General features: G+C 60.1%; 15 protein-coding genes and 1 pseudogene. 10 read left to right on the top strand and 6 right to left on the bottom strand.

Annotated elements, in window-relative coordinates; translation table 11 throughout:
• The first annotated feature begins 29 nt into the window (after nt 1-29).
• Nucleotides 30-410 (top strand): helix-turn-helix domain-containing protein, encoded by a 381-nt coding sequence (locus ACOZK9_RS05585; RefSeq protein WP_152748792.1) that lies wholly within the window; start codon nt 30-32, stop codon nt 408-410.
• On the opposite strand, the gene ACOZK9_RS05580 is transcribed toward ACOZK9_RS05585, so the two are convergent.
• The 3 genes from ACOZK9_RS05580 to ACOZK9_RS05570 form a co-directional block, all read right to left on the bottom strand.
• A complete protein-coding gene (locus ACOZK9_RS05580) occupies nt 340-897 on the bottom strand; it encodes an AAA family ATPase (RefSeq protein ID WP_421555424.1) in 558 nt (185 codons plus the stop codon). The two genes, ACOZK9_RS05585 and ACOZK9_RS05580, sit on opposite strands and share 71 nt — an antisense overlap.
• Nucleotides 898-958: 61 nt before the next feature.
• The gene (locus tag ACOZK9_RS05575; RefSeq protein ID WP_421555423.1) at nt 959-1483 is read right to left on the bottom strand and encodes a hypothetical protein; all 525 of its coding nucleotides are present in this window, start codon (nt 1481-1483) and stop codon (nt 959-961) included.
• Between the two features lie 298 nt (nt 1484-1781).
• Nucleotides 1782-2840, bottom strand: coding sequence for an MBL fold metallo-hydrolase (locus ACOZK9_RS05570; protein ID WP_421555422.1), 1059 nt, complete (start codon nt 2838-2840; stop codon nt 1782-1784).
• Nucleotides 2841-2980: 140 nt separating this feature from the next.
• On the opposite strand from ACOZK9_RS05570, the gene ACOZK9_RS05565 reads away from it, so the two are divergent.
• The 3 genes from ACOZK9_RS05565 to ACOZK9_RS05555 all read left to right on the top strand — a co-directional run bounded on the left by ACOZK9_RS05565 (nt 2981) and on the right by ACOZK9_RS05555 (nt 5468).
• Nucleotides 2981-3607, top strand: a complete 627-nt coding sequence (locus ACOZK9_RS05565) for a TetR/AcrR family transcriptional regulator (RefSeq protein WP_058415325.1) — start codon at nt 2981-2983, stop codon at nt 3605-3607.
• A gap of 191 nt (nt 3608-3798) precedes the next feature.
• Nucleotides 3799-4857, top strand: coding sequence for a diguanylate cyclase (locus ACOZK9_RS05560; RefSeq protein ID WP_421555421.1), 1059 nt, complete (start codon nt 3799-3801; stop codon nt 4855-4857).
• Nucleotides 4858-4949: 92 nt separating this feature from the next.
• The gene (locus ACOZK9_RS05555; RefSeq protein WP_152748795.1) at nt 4950-5468 is read left to right on the top strand and encodes a DUF1003 domain-containing protein; all 519 of its coding nucleotides are present in this window, start codon (nt 4950-4952) and stop codon (nt 5466-5468) included.
• Nucleotides 5469-5515: 47 nt separating this feature from the next.
• Here the strand turns inward: ACOZK9_RS05555 and ACOZK9_RS05550 are convergent, their stop codons facing one another.
• Complete coding sequence (locus ACOZK9_RS05550) at nt 5516-6394, bottom strand: LysR family transcriptional regulator (protein ID WP_152748796.1); 879 nt, start codon at nt 6392-6394, stop codon at nt 5516-5518.
• 80 nt (nt 6395-6474) lie between these two features.
• Here ACOZK9_RS05550 and ACOZK9_RS05545 point away from each other — a divergent pair, with 80 nt between their 5' ends.
• Both ACOZK9_RS05545 and ACOZK9_RS05540 read left to right on the top strand, forming a co-directional pair.
• A complete protein-coding gene (locus ACOZK9_RS05545) occupies nt 6475-7182 on the top strand; it encodes a CTP synthase C-terminal region-related (seleno)protein (protein ID WP_058415321.1) in 708 nt (235 codons plus the stop codon).
• The gene (locus tag ACOZK9_RS05540) at nt 7179-7502 is read left to right on the top strand and encodes an antibiotic biosynthesis monooxygenase family protein (protein ID WP_122251433.1); all 324 of its coding nucleotides are present in this window, start codon (nt 7179-7181) and stop codon (nt 7500-7502) included. Before ACOZK9_RS05545 ends, ACOZK9_RS05540 begins: the two co-directional genes overlap by 4 nt.
• Nucleotides 7503-7602: 100 nt before the next feature.
• On the opposite strand, the gene ACOZK9_RS05535 is transcribed toward ACOZK9_RS05540, so the two are convergent.
• Entirely contained in the window at nt 7603-7926 is a 324-nt protein-coding gene (locus ACOZK9_RS05535; RefSeq protein WP_099236867.1) for a DUF2025 family protein, read from the bottom strand.
• Nucleotides 7927-8157: 231 nt separating this feature from the next.
• On the opposite strand from ACOZK9_RS05535, the gene ACOZK9_RS05530 reads away from it, so the two are divergent.
• The 3 genes from ACOZK9_RS05530 (at nt 8158) to ACOZK9_RS05520 (ending at nt 11050) form a co-directional block, all read left to right on the top strand.
• Nucleotides 8158-9285, top strand: coding sequence for a glycerophosphodiester phosphodiesterase (locus tag ACOZK9_RS05530; RefSeq protein WP_421555420.1), 1128 nt, complete (start codon nt 8158-8160; stop codon nt 9283-9285).
• Between the two features lie 99 nt (nt 9286-9384).
• Nucleotides 9385-9690, top strand: a complete 306-nt coding sequence (locus ACOZK9_RS05525) for a PepSY domain-containing protein (RefSeq protein WP_058415317.1) — start codon at nt 9385-9387, stop codon at nt 9688-9690.
• 187 nt (nt 9691-9877) lie between these two features.
• Nucleotides 9878-11050: a GAF domain-containing sensor histidine kinase gene (locus ACOZK9_RS05520; RefSeq protein ID WP_058415316.1), complete on the top strand. Its 1173-nt coding sequence runs from the start codon at nt 9878-9880 to the stop codon at nt 11048-11050.
• Nucleotides 11051-11098: 48 nt separating this feature from the next.
• Here ACOZK9_RS05520 and ACOZK9_RS05515 read toward each other — a convergent pair.
• Nucleotides 11099-11272 (bottom strand): annotated as a pseudogene (locus ACOZK9_RS05515) (methyl-accepting chemotaxis protein); the annotation flags it as partial.
• A gap of 356 nt (nt 11273-11628) precedes the next feature.
• On the opposite strand from ACOZK9_RS05515, the gene ACOZK9_RS05510 reads away from it, so the two are divergent.
• Nucleotides 11629-12651, top strand: coding sequence for a transporter (locus ACOZK9_RS05510; protein ID WP_058415314.1), 1023 nt, complete (start codon nt 11629-11631; stop codon nt 12649-12651).
• The last annotated feature ends 251 nt before the right edge of the window (nt 12652-12902 follow it).

The raw sequence follows: 12902 nt of genomic DNA, 5'->3' as shown, positions 1-12902 counted from the left end.
CCCTCCCCCGTCGAACCTGGAGAACACCCATGCACTCTCTGGCAATGAGCTCTTTCGTAGAACAGCAGATCGTCCTGCATCAATTTACCGCCAAGCACAGTGTGCAGGCCCGCGCGATGCTGGGCTGGAGCCGTGAAAACCTGGCCAGCCAGGCCGGCGTGGCGGTAGAAGCGCTGCAACGCTTCGAAAGCCAGGGCGATGTGGACGATGACACCCGGTTGGCGTTGGCGTTTCGGTTGGAGGCTGAAGGGCTGGTGTTTTTTCCGGGGTTCGCGCCGGGTTGGGGCATGAGTGCGCGCAGGTTCGACGCAGCGCCTGCAGAACCGTCCGCACAAGGCATCATCTCGCGGTTGATGAACTCAACAAGCGCATCACTTGAGTCACCAACGCCTCAGCCGAATGGTGCGTAGCGTCCAGCCGGATCACCGGGCAGGTCAGCGGCTTCAACCAGCTTTCATGCCGACGCAAGCTGCGCAGGCTGCGGTTGCCGCCATCGTAGCGCGCCGCCCATGCGAGGAAGGCCACGCTGTTTTCATGGCGGCTGCCGCCTTGCAGAATCTGGTCGCCGTAGCGTTGCACTTCCCGCTGGCGCAGACGGTGCAGGCGCACGTGCGGCTCTACACGCAAAAACACCACTTGGGTGAACTGCTCGATCATCGCATCGCCCCAGCCACACAGTGAGCCGGACAACACCCAGCCTTCAAGGCCGGCAGTTTGTTCCAGCAACAGGCGGGTGCGTTCATCGCGCAGCCGGGCGACGGTGAACGGCTGCACGGTGTGCTGCCAGTAAAAGTCGTCCGAGTCGAAATAAGCAACGTTCAGGTGCTCGGCCAAGGCCTTGCCCAGCGTCGTGGTGCCGGCACCTGCGGCGCCGAGGATGTGGATTTTACAGGCCATGGCGGTCCCTCCATGGCAGTGAGTGTAAACCGTGCGCGCGCAGCTTCTACACGTTGCTCAGTTAATTGGGCGCACACGCGCTGATCCGTCGATACACATCCAATAAGGTGGGCAACGTATCACGTGACCAGGATGGGCCATAAAACCAGAGCTGCGTGCCATCCTCCAACGTGTCGCAAAGAGAGGCATGACCGCTTCGGCAAGCACCATGAAACGCGGCGCTCTTGCCGTCAGACATCAAGGCGTCCAGAAGATGCTCGGCCACTAGCTCATCGATTTCATTACGACTGTTCGGCGTGAATTGAACGCTGCCATGCGCGCGTTGAGCGTTGACCGGCACCAATCGCGCACCGGCCTGGCGCAGGATGTCGAAGGCTCGGCGCATGGCAGCGCTGTGGTAAGCAGGGCTGCCCTGACCGCTGCATACATAGCGGTCAGCGAAACCGATTCGCCACCCCGAGAACAATTGGCTCGCGGTGAAGGTCGTGTTATTCAGCACCAAGGGCACTTCCACCATCACCGGGCCTGTGGGGTCGATACCGCTCAGGGCGTTGAGTAACAAGGACGGGTCACGTGCGGACCTCATCAAGGGAGGCAACGCGTTGTAGCCGGGAATTGGAGCGACGCCTCCATGGTGCTCGCCAGCAAAGACGATACCGCCCTGGCGCGCTTTATCGGCTTGGGACGGCGCTGCGTCCGACCCCGTCAATGGCAATGAAGCCCCTTGGTGACAGGGCATACCTGATTGCCAATACTTCCTACACTCTTTTTCCACCTGAACTGCACCCCGAGAATAACTTTCACGGGATCATCGCACTCTCATCCGAGGTTTGTCGTAGGCCTGAAACACGCTGAAAACTCCTTTTTTCGCAGCGTGCCCAAGACTAGCCTGCGGCGTGTTCCGTTGCGCTCTCGGTTTCTACGTCCAACCACCATGCATGCCCACGTTCAGGCAGGCTCAAACTGAACGCCTGCCCCATCGCGGGCGTGGTGATCGACACGTTACGCTCCCACGCCAGGGCCATGATGCGGTCGAACGGCTCGTGCCACGCGTGGAACGCCAGGTCGAAAGTGCCGTTGTGAATCGGCAGCAGCCAGCGGCCTTTGAGGTCGATATGCGCTTGCAGGGTTTGCTCCGGCTGCATGTGTACATGCGGCCAGTCGACGTTGTAAGCACCTGTTTCCATCAGCGTCAGGTCAAACGGCCCGTACTGTTCGCCGATACGTTTGAAGCCATCGAAATAACCCGTGTCACCGCTGAAAAAAATCCGCCGCGCGCCGTCGATCATCACCCACGAACACCATAGGCTCTGGTTGCCGTCAAACAAGCCACGCCCGGAAAAATGCTGGGCCGGTGTGGCGGTAAAACGAATGCCATCGACCTCAGTGCCTTCCCACCAATCCAATTGGCGTACTTTGCTGGCGTCCACGCCCCATTTGACCAAGGTGTCGCCTACGCCCAGCGGGGCCAGAAAGTAACGGGTTTTATCGGCCAGTTGGACCACGGCCTTGCGGTCAAGATGGTCATAGTGATTGTGCGAAAGAATCACGGCTTCCAATGGCGGCAGGTCTTCGAGGCTGATGGGCGGCGCGTGGAAACGCTTGGGCCCGGCCCAACTGAACGGTGAAGCGCGCTCGGCAAACACCGGGTCGGTCACCCAGAATTTACCGCGCATTTTCAGCAGTACGGTCGAATGCCCCAGGCGGAATACGCTGTGATCGGGCGCGGCCAACAGTTGCTCGCGCGTCAGCGGTTGCACCGGGATTTTGCCCACCGGCCGCGTACTGCGCGGTTTGTTGAAAAGCATGTTCCAGAAAATACGCAACGTCTTGCCAACACCACCGTGCTGCACCGGGGCATCGTTGGTGAAGTGCCCTTGCTCGCGCTCAGCGGGTTTGCGCAAGGTGGGCTTGCGGGCGAGACGGTTTGAAATCGTGGCCATTACCGGGTGACTCCTACGGTCCGCTCATAAATTACACTGCGCGTATAAATTACACTGCACAGTGTAGTTTCTAGATTGCAACAAAACCCGGAGCAAGTAAACTACCGAGTGTAATTTGCCTTTAGAGCCGAATGTTATCCATGACTGCCCCACTACGCCTCACCGACCGCAAACGCGAAGCCATCGTGGCAGCGGCTATCGCCGAGTTTCGGGTTAACGGGTTCGAGGTCACCAGCATGGACAAAATCGCCTCCACCGCCGGCGTTTCCAAACGTACGGTGTACAACCACTTCCCGAGCAAGGAAGAGTTGTTTGCCGAAATCCTCCACCAGTTGTGGGCCAGCAGCGTTGCGCAACTGGACGTGAGCTACGCCAGCGACCGCCCGCTGCGCGACCAATTGCGCGGCTTGCTGCAGGCGAAGATGCAAATGATGTCGGACGCCAATTTCCTCGACCTGGCCCGTGTCGCGATTGCCGCCACCATCCATTCACCGGAACGCGCGCAGAACATGGTCAACCGACTGAGTAAACGCGAAGAGGGTTTCACCCAGTGGGTACGCGCCGCCCACGAGGATGGCCGCCTGTGCTGCACCGATCCGGCTTTCGCGGCGCACCAGATACAAAGCCTGCTCAAAGCGTTCGCCTTCTGGCCCCAGATCACCTTGGGCCAACCTGTGCTCGACGCCGCCAGCCAGGCCAACGTTATTGAGTCGGCCATCGACCTGTTCCTGGCCGGCTACGAAGTCAGCACTCCCCGCCCGCACTGACGCGCTGTTGTATCCACGACATTCCCGGTCGTTTTTGGCGTATTCGCAGGTTGTACTGTGTAAATGGCCCGGAAGGACACTGATTATTCCTGCGCGAATAACTGACAATATTGACCATTAAAGGCCGATCCGCGGTTTTAACCGCTGATGAACGCTGTTGTATCTGCGAAAAAGAGCTGACCCAGAACACTATGGAAAACAAACTAGGCAAAGGGCTTTCATTTGCCAGGCGCATCTACACGCCAAGGATCATCGGCCTGGGTATCGGCTGTATCAGTGTCATGGGCGCCCTTTACCCATTGGCGATGCCCGGCTGGGTCTGGGCGTTGCTGATATTCAATGGCTATGCGTGGGCTCATGTGGCCTTCCAGCTGTCCATGCGCTCACCATTTCCCTACCAGGCCGAACAGCGCAACCTGCTCTACGATTCATTATTTTGCGGCTTTTGGGCGGCGGCCGCGCAGTTCGCGCCACTGACGGCGGTAACCCTGCTGTCGATGACGGCCATGAACAACGTCGCGGCCGGCGGCAAACGCTTGTTCCTGCGCGGGCTGCTGGCGCAGGCCGCCGGTATCGGCATGGCGTGGGCGCTGTTCGGGGTCACCTTCAACCCCAACGTCAGCCTTGCTCAGGTCTACACGTGCCTGCCGATACTGACGCTTTATCCGATGGCCATCGGTATGGTCTGTTATCAGTTGGCGATCAAACTGTCGGAACATAAACGCGCGCTCAGCGCCCTGAGCCGCGTCGACAGCCTGACCGGCCTGCTCAACAATGGCTCGTGGAAAGACCTGCTGAGCCTCAAGTTTCACAAGTGCCGGCAGCAACACAGCCACGCCACGATCGCCCTGATCGATATTGATCACTTCAAGCAGATCAACGACACCTATGGCCATATCGTCGGTGACGCGGTACTGCGCCAATTGAGCCTGGAACTGCGTCAACACCTGCGCGAAAACGACTTGGCAGGGCGCTACGGGGGCGACGAGTTCTGTGTGATTCTTCCGCAAATGCGCCTGCCTGCCGCCGCGCAAGTGATGGAGCGCCTGCGCGAAAACTTCAGTAACTATCGCGACCCGCAGGTTCCGGAATTGCGCGTCAGCTTGAGCATTGGCCTGGCGGACTTTCAACCCGTCTTCAACAATGCCGCCATGTGGCTGAACGCTGCGGATCGCGCGCTGTACGTGGCCAAGGACACTGGCCGCAACCGGGTGAATGTCAGCGATAACCTGGTCGCGCATTCCGCGTGAGCGCGGCAGCCGCTGACCCGATCTTCATGTGCTTGGCCGGAGGGCTCGGTCTATAGTGCTGGTTGTCTTTATGCCCCGCATTCGAGCCCGCCATGACCCCAGACAAACCAGAAGCCGCACCCGTCGACCCCCTGCGTTTTCATCGACGCCATGCCCACCTGGCGCCGACCTTCGGCAGCGACACCTTTGCGCTCAAAGCCGAAGCTTTCGCCCGGTTCTTTGGTACGCCAACCTTCCTCGGTGCGCAAACCGCCATCGTGGTGCTGTGGGTGGTGTTGAACGTTACGGGTGTTACTCACTTTGACGTGTACCCGTTCATCCTGCTCAACTTGGCCTTCAGCCTGCAATCGGCGTACGCCGCGCCGCTGATCCTGCTGGCCCAGACGCGTCAGGCCGCGCGCGACAAGGCGCAGTCCGACGCCGATGCGCAACACCGCGAGGCGCTGGCCGTCGCCAACACCGAACGCCAGGCCCAAGCCGAACAGACCACCCAACAACTGTTGGAATTACTCGAGCAAAACACCCGCCTGACGGAAATGACCAAGCAGCTTACCGAGCGTATCGAGAGGCTGACCGGCGAAATGCACGAGCAATTCATGCGCAAACCTTGAGTGACCGCGCCAGCCGCAAAAAAGCGGCTGGCGGGTGAAAGGGTTTGTCAGGGTAATCGCAGGTGCCGGCCCAGCTCGTCAAACAGTGTCACCACCGACCGCAGCGCACGGCAATCCGGGCGCGTCAGCAACCACAGCGCCGTGTCGTGCCCGCGCAGTGCGGGGCTCAGCGGCTGCAAGCCGTCCGCCAATAGAAAATCCGGCAGCGCCGCAACGCCCAGCCCTGCCCGCACCAATTCGGCGACCGACAACATGCTGTTGCAGCGATAACTGGGGCGCACACCCGGCAGGTGCTCGCGGCGCCAGGCCACGCTGGGGTGATCGGGCAGGAAGTCATCCGGCGCGATCCAGGCCAGCTCGGCCAACTCGCGGCCTGCGTTGCGCCGCGCAAAATCTGCACTGGCAAACACCTGATACGCCACTGTGCCCAGGCAACGACCTACAAGATGCTCCGGCGGTGTTTTGGTCAGGCGCAGGGCGATGTCCGCATCACGACGGCTGAGGTTGGCGAAATCATTCGAGGTGCTCAGTTCCAGGGACAGCGCCGGGTACTCGGGCATGAACTGCGTCAGGGCCGGCAGCAACAGGCCTTGCAACACCGAGTCGGTGCAGGTCAGGCGCACGGTGCCGCTGATCACTTCACCGCCCTGCTCCACACCGATGCGCGCGGCCTCCAAGGCTTGTTCCGCGTGTTCGGCCTGCTGCGCCAAGTTGCTCGCCAAGCTGGTGGGCAGGTAGCCGGCACGGCTTTTTTCAAAGAGTGTCTGGCCAAGCGCCGCCTCCAGGCGCCGCACCGCACGAAACACCGTCGACACATCCACCCGCAACAGCGCCGCCGCGCGCGCTAGGCTGCCGCCGCGCACCAGCGCGAGAATCAGCGAGAGGTCTGCGTAGTCGATTTGATAGTGCGTTGCTGCATTGAGCATGTGGGCAAACGCCAATATTGATTGCGTGAACGCCAATTTATAGTGCGCACCAGCACACCACAAGCCATGGGACGTACTCGATGAAAGCCCCCGCTCTACAGCTCGCCCTGATCGGCGATTACAACCCCGATGTGATCGCGCACCAGGCCATTCCGGTGGCGTTGCAGCAGGCGGCCGAAGCGCTGGGCCTGAGCGTTCAGGTGCAATGGTTGGACACCGATTCGCTCACCCCCACCACCCAACTGCAGGCGTTCGATGGCTTCTGGTGCGTGCCCGCCAGCCCGTACCGCGACACCGATGGCGCACTGCGGGCGATCCGTTTTGCCCGCGAGCAACGACGCCCGTTCCTCGGTACATGCGGCGGTTTTCAACACGCGGTACTGGAATATGCCCGCAACGTGCTGGGCTGGGCGGATGCCGAACACGGCGAACTGGCCCCCGAGGCTAAACGCGCGGTGATCGCGCCGCTCAGTTGCGCCTTGGTAGAGGCGACCGACACCGTGCGTTTGGCGCCGTACACACGCATCGCCGACGCTTACGGCAGCCTGGATGTTCAGGAAGGCTATCGCTGCCGTTACGGCATAAACCGTGAGTTTGCAGGCATGTTGCTCGAAGGCGAGCTGATTGCCTGCGGCCATGACTCGGCCGGCGATCTGCGTGCAGTCGAACTGCTCGACCACCCGTTTTTCGTCGCCACGCTGTTCCAACCCGAACGCGCTGCGCTCAACGGTATAACGCCGCCGTTGGCCATTGCACTGTTAAACGCCTGCCAGGAAGTGTCTCGATGATCGCCAACACACCCGCCCCACCTTACTACGCGGTGATTTTCAGCTCAGTGCGCACTGAAGGCGATCAAGGCTACGCTGAGGCGGCCGCGCGCATGCTGGAACTTGCGCGCGAACAACCGGGGTTTCTCGGGGTGGAGTCGGCACGCGAAGACGGCCTGGGGATTACCGTGTCGTACTGGAGCAGCGAGGCGGCGATCCTCGCATGGAGGCAGGACGCCGAGCATCAAGCGGTGCGCGAGCAAGGGCGTGCGCTGTGGTATTCAGCGTTTCAAACGCGGGTGTGCAAGGTGGAACGGGCCTACGCCTTCGCCAGCCAGTGATCACCCTGGCGGGCAGCAGTCTTGTTGTGGGAAACGGGCTTGCTGTGGCGAGCGGGCTCTGCACAACACGCCCGCCTCAACACACCAGCTCGCGGCAAAATTAGCTGACCAAACTACGCACCGCACTGATCTGCGCAATCTCCACCCGGCGCATGTACACCCGTAACGGCTCGGTGATGTTGATGCGATCGTCGATATTTTGGTCCAGCAGCAACTGCAGGCGCTCGCGCGAAAGAATCATGGTATTGCCGGTGGCAGGTAGCCAGACAAATTCAGCCGTGGGGATGATGCCGTCATCGGCGACGTCCATGCCGAAGGCGTCTTCGCTGAAACGCACGATGTAGTGACCGCTCTTGCGGTTCAGGCCGACAAAACCGTGGAGTTGGTCGGCGGCCTGGCAGATAAGTTCGGACGTGATACGCATGGTCAACCTCACTGAAAAGTCCCACAGGGACTGGAAAGATGGTTTACACGCGTGGCACAGATGACTGCCCTCTGACGGGGCTGATTCGGCCGAGAATACGGCAATGCAGCACAAAAGAGCCACAAAAATGCCCCGTGCGCACGTTAATGTCGGTTTGGTGATAGCGCCTTTCGCAATCAATTGTTAAAAAGGATGCCTTCTCAAAGTCACCTCCACGAAAGGACTTCGCATATGCCTGCCACGTTTACCAAGAGCGCCTTGCTGCTCGCCCTGATGCTCGGCTTCGGCCAGGCCCAGGCTGAAGGCCCGATCAGCCCGGCTGAATTGGCGACAAACGAAGGCATTCCGTACCCTGCCGTCATCGCTCACCGTGGCGCTTCTTTTGATGCCCCCGAATCCACCGCCGCGTCCTACAAGCTCGCACGCGACTTGGGTGCCGACTACCTGGAAATGGACTTGCAGCGCAGCAAGGACGGCGTGCTGTTCGCCCTCCATGACAACAACCTGCAACGCACCACCGACGTCGCCACCAAGTTCCCCGAGCGCAAAGACGCTCCGGCCACCGAGTTTACTTGGGCCGAATTGCGCACCCTGGACGCCGGCAGTTGGTTCAACGCCGCCTACCCGGATCGCGCCCGCCCTGGGTTTGTGGGCCTGAAAATTCAGAGCCTGGATGAAATCATCAAGATCGCCGAGGGCAACCCGCAGCACAAACCCGGCCTGTACATCGAGACCAAGGAGCCCAAGCAATTCCCGGGCATCGAAGCCGACCTGAAAAACAAGCTGCTGGATAAAGGCTGGTTGAGCTCCGCCGGCTCCAAGCTGGGCAAGAGCAACACCGGCGTGGGCCAAGGCAGGGGCCGCGTGGTACTGCAGACGTTTGAAAAAGACAGCTTGAAAGAACTGCAGAAAGAAATGCCCAACACCCCGAAAATCCTGCTGCTGTGGGTCGGGCCGGGCGGTATCGAGCCGAAGTCTGCGCAAACCTTCGCTGAATCCGGCGAAACCAGCAAAGCCGCTTACTACGCCAAGCAAGAGCCGAAAGATGCCGCCGAATTCGAAAAATGGGTCGATGAAGCCAAGAGCCTCGGCGCCATCGGCACTGGCCCATCGGCCGAGCTGACTAACCATGGCGACCAGAGCTATACCGACCTGGTCAAGCCTGAGATGAACAAGCTGACCCACGACAAAGGCCTGCTGGTGCACGTGTATACCGTGGATGAACCGGTGGACTTCGAAAAAGTGATGAAGGCCGGCGTCGATGGCATCTTCACCAACCGCGCCGCCGAGCTGCTGAAGTTCTACAAGCGCTGGCCGTCGTCGAGTGTGCAAGACCTGCTGAAAGACAATGGTTACTGAGTGAGTTGGCCATTGGTGTCAGTGAGCCATTAAGGATGAGTTAAGTTGCGCCGGTTAATCTGGCGCCACTTAAACAGCTAACCCAGAAGGACACACACCATGAAAACCCTGACCGCACTGTTCGCCGCTACCGCTCTGACCCTGACCGCCGGCCTTGCCCAGGCTGATGTTCGTCCGGACCAGATCGAGGGCCTGCTCAAATCCGGCGCCGTAAAGCCATTCGAACAGCTCAACGCCGCTGCCTTGGCCAAACACGCCGGCGCCACCATTAACGATACCGAGCTGGACCACAAAAACGGCGTACTGGTTTACGAAGTCGACCTCACCGACACCACTGGTAAAAGGTTTGAAGTGAAGCTCGACGCCAAAACGGGCGCAGTGCTGGAAGACAAACTGGACACCTGAGTCGATTTAACAAAAAACCGCGCCCTCTATTAGAGTGGCGCGGTTTTTTTATGGGCGCTCGTCGGCTATCCGCAGGAAATGCCTGCATACACAGAATGAAATTACACGCGGTGCGCGCAAGATCGTTAAAATCCCCCGCATTGGCCTGGGCACAACGCTCACCCCCTTGCGTACCGAGATTGACTGCATGGAGCAAAAAGCCGCCGACATCGCCACCATTGGCCGCATCAGTGCCGTACCCGCGATGCTCAAGGTGATCAGTGACATGACCGGCCTGCGCTTTGCCGCTGTGGCGCGGGTGACGGACAAACACTGGACGGCGTGCGCAGTGCTCGACAACCTGGACTTCGGCTTGGGCATTGGCGGTGAGCTGGACCTGACCACCACTATTTGCCACGAAATTCGCAGCTCGCACGTGGCCGTGGTGATCGACAAGGCCAGTGAAGACCCGATTTACCGCGACCACCACACCCCACGGTTGTACAAGTTCGAAAGCTATATTTCGGTGCCGGTGTTCCGCACCGACGGGCGTTTTTTCGGCACCATTTGTGCGCTCGACCCTAACCCGGCGCAACTGCGCAACAGCACGATCCTGTCGACCATGGAGTCGTTTGCGCGAATGCTCTCGCTGCAGATTGAAGCCGAAGAAGCCTCGCAGCACACCGAAGCGCAATTGCACGAAGAACGCGGCACCGCCGAGCTGCGTGAGCAATTTATTGCCGTGCTTGGGCATGACTTGCGCAACCCGCTGTTTGCCATCAACTTCGGCGCCGAGCGCTTATTGCGCAAACACCCAACCCCGGAAACGGAAGTGCTGGTGCGCCATATCCTCGCCAGTAGCCGGCGCGCCTCGCAATTGGTCGAAGACGTGCTGGACTTCGCCCGCGGGCGCATGGGCAACGGTATCCCGCTGAACATGGGCGATTGCCAAGGCCTGCAAGATGCGTTGCTGCACGTGGTATCCGAGGTGCAAAGCGTGCACCCGCAGCGCGTGATTCGTGCGCAAATCGGCAATCTTCAAGGGGTAAAAGGTGACCGCGAACGGCTTGCGCAGTTGCTTTCCAACCTGGTGGCCAACGCCATCCACCACGGCAGCCAGGACGGCCCCGTCGAGGTCACGGCGCTGGTCGAGCACGACCACTTCACACTGACGGTAAAAAACGCCGGGCAGATCAGCCAACAAGCCTTGCCGCGGTTATTCGAGCCCTACGCGCGCACCGTCTCGGGTATCCCCCAAGCCGGTTTGGGCTTGGGGTTATACATCGTCAAGCAGATCGCCAACGCCCACGGCGGTGAATTGAATGTGTCCACCCACGAGCAGCACGGCACGGTATTCAGCTTCACCCTGGCAACGGCCTGATCAGGCGCCCAAACGCGCCATCACCTCGCTCAACTCACCCGACAACCCGCGCAGGTTGACGCTGGCTGCTTCCGTGCGTTGCGCCAGGCTGCGCACCTCATCGGCCACCACGGCGAACCCTCGGCCTGCTTCGCCTGCCCGAGCCGCTTCAATGGCGGCGTTAAGCGCGAGCAGGTTAGTCTGTTCGGCAATCGCGCGAATGACTTCAAGCACCTTGCCGATGCGCACGCTGTCGGTTTCGAGGCGGCGAATGATTGGTCGGTGCGGTTGAATTGCTCCTGGGTGCCGCTCGCCATCTGCCCGGCAATCGAACTCAACTCAGCGCTGGCGCTGACCAAGTCGGTAGTGCTGCGCTGCAAGCGGCTGAAGGTCTCGCTGAGGAAGTCACGCAGGGCGGTTCTTAATGCCTTGAATCGACCGCGCCAGAGGCTTCTTGACCGCCCGGTGACGAACGGTCAATAAATTGTCACCAAACAGAAATAAATTGAAAACTGTCATAAAATTGTCAAATTACCTTGCAATCATGCGCAGACGCGAACCTGTGAAACGTCCTACAGGCGCTTTCTCTGCGAGCCTCCATGAACCACAGCATCGACCTCGGCCATCAGGATTCCGATCTGTTTGGCCTGCTTTACGGTTTTCGTTTTCGGCCCGGTGAAAAAGCTGAGCAGATTGACTCGGCCACTGCGTTGGCGGCCTTGCAGGGGCCGCAAGACCCGGAAGAATTCCTGTGGCTGCACCTGAACCTCGCCCACGCTGCCTGCGAGCGCTGGATGAAAGCCAACCTGTCATTGCCCGAAGAGTTCTTCGAAGCCTTGCACGAGGGCTCGCGCTCCACGCGTATTGAACACGTCGACTCTGCCTTGCTGGCGGTGGTCAACGACGTGGTGTTCAACTTCAGCAGCATGGTCTCGTCGGATATTTCCACGCTGTGGGTGTGCGCCCGCAGCCGCTTGCTGGTGAGTGCGCGCCTGCAACCGTTGCACTCGGTGGATAAGTTGCGCTCGTCGGTGAAAGCCGGTGAACGCTTTCGCTCGCCGCTGGAATTGCTCGTGCATTTGTTGCGTGATCAGGGCGAAGTGCTGACGCAGATCGTGCGCAAGACCAGCATCAGCGTCGACCAAATCGAAGACCAGTTGCTGTCCTCGCGCCTGTCCACCAACCGCGCCGAACTCGGTGCCGCGCGCCGGGTGCTGGTGCGCCTGCAACGCCTGCTGGCGCTGGAGCCGGGCTCGTTGCTGCGCTTGCTTAACCGCCCACCGCAGTGGCTGCAAAAGGAAGACGTGAAGGAGTTGCGCAAATCCACCGAGGAGTTTGCGCTGATCATCAACGACCTGACGGCCCTGGGTGAGCGGATAAAACTGTTGCAGGAAGAGATCGCCGCCAACCTCAACGAGCAAAGCAACCGCACGCTGTTTACGCTTACGGTAGTGACGGTGCTGGCGTTGCCGATCAATATCATCGCCGGTTTTTTCGGCATGAACGTCGGCGGCGTACCGCTCTCGCAAGACCCGGAAGGCTTTTGGATTCTGGTGGCCCTGGTCGCGACGTTTACCGTGATTGCCGGGCGCTGGGCCTTCCGTAAACGCAAAGACTATTGACCCTGTGCGGGCTTGCTCGCGATAGCATCAACTCGGTCTGCCTGATGCACCGAGGTGCCTGCATCGCGAGCAAGCCCGGCTCCCACAAAGGCTGGCTTGCCAGCAGCCACTTTGATTGCATTCCGAGGCTAGCCCTGATGGGCTTTTATGCACCAACGGCGCACTCAATCGACCAAACCCTGATCTGCCGCAGCATCTCTGTAACATTTTGCAATGATCATCAATAGCGTCCTCACCACATTGGATGCTCC

The organism is Pseudomonas kitaguniensis (assembly GCF_049199985.1).
In the GTDB taxonomy this organism is placed as follows: domain Bacteria; phylum Pseudomonadota; class Gammaproteobacteria; order Pseudomonadales; family Pseudomonadaceae; genus Aquipseudomonas; species Aquipseudomonas kitaguniensis.
Note: the sequence above shows the minus strand (reverse complement) of the source record. Positions and strands in the feature narration are given on the sequence as shown.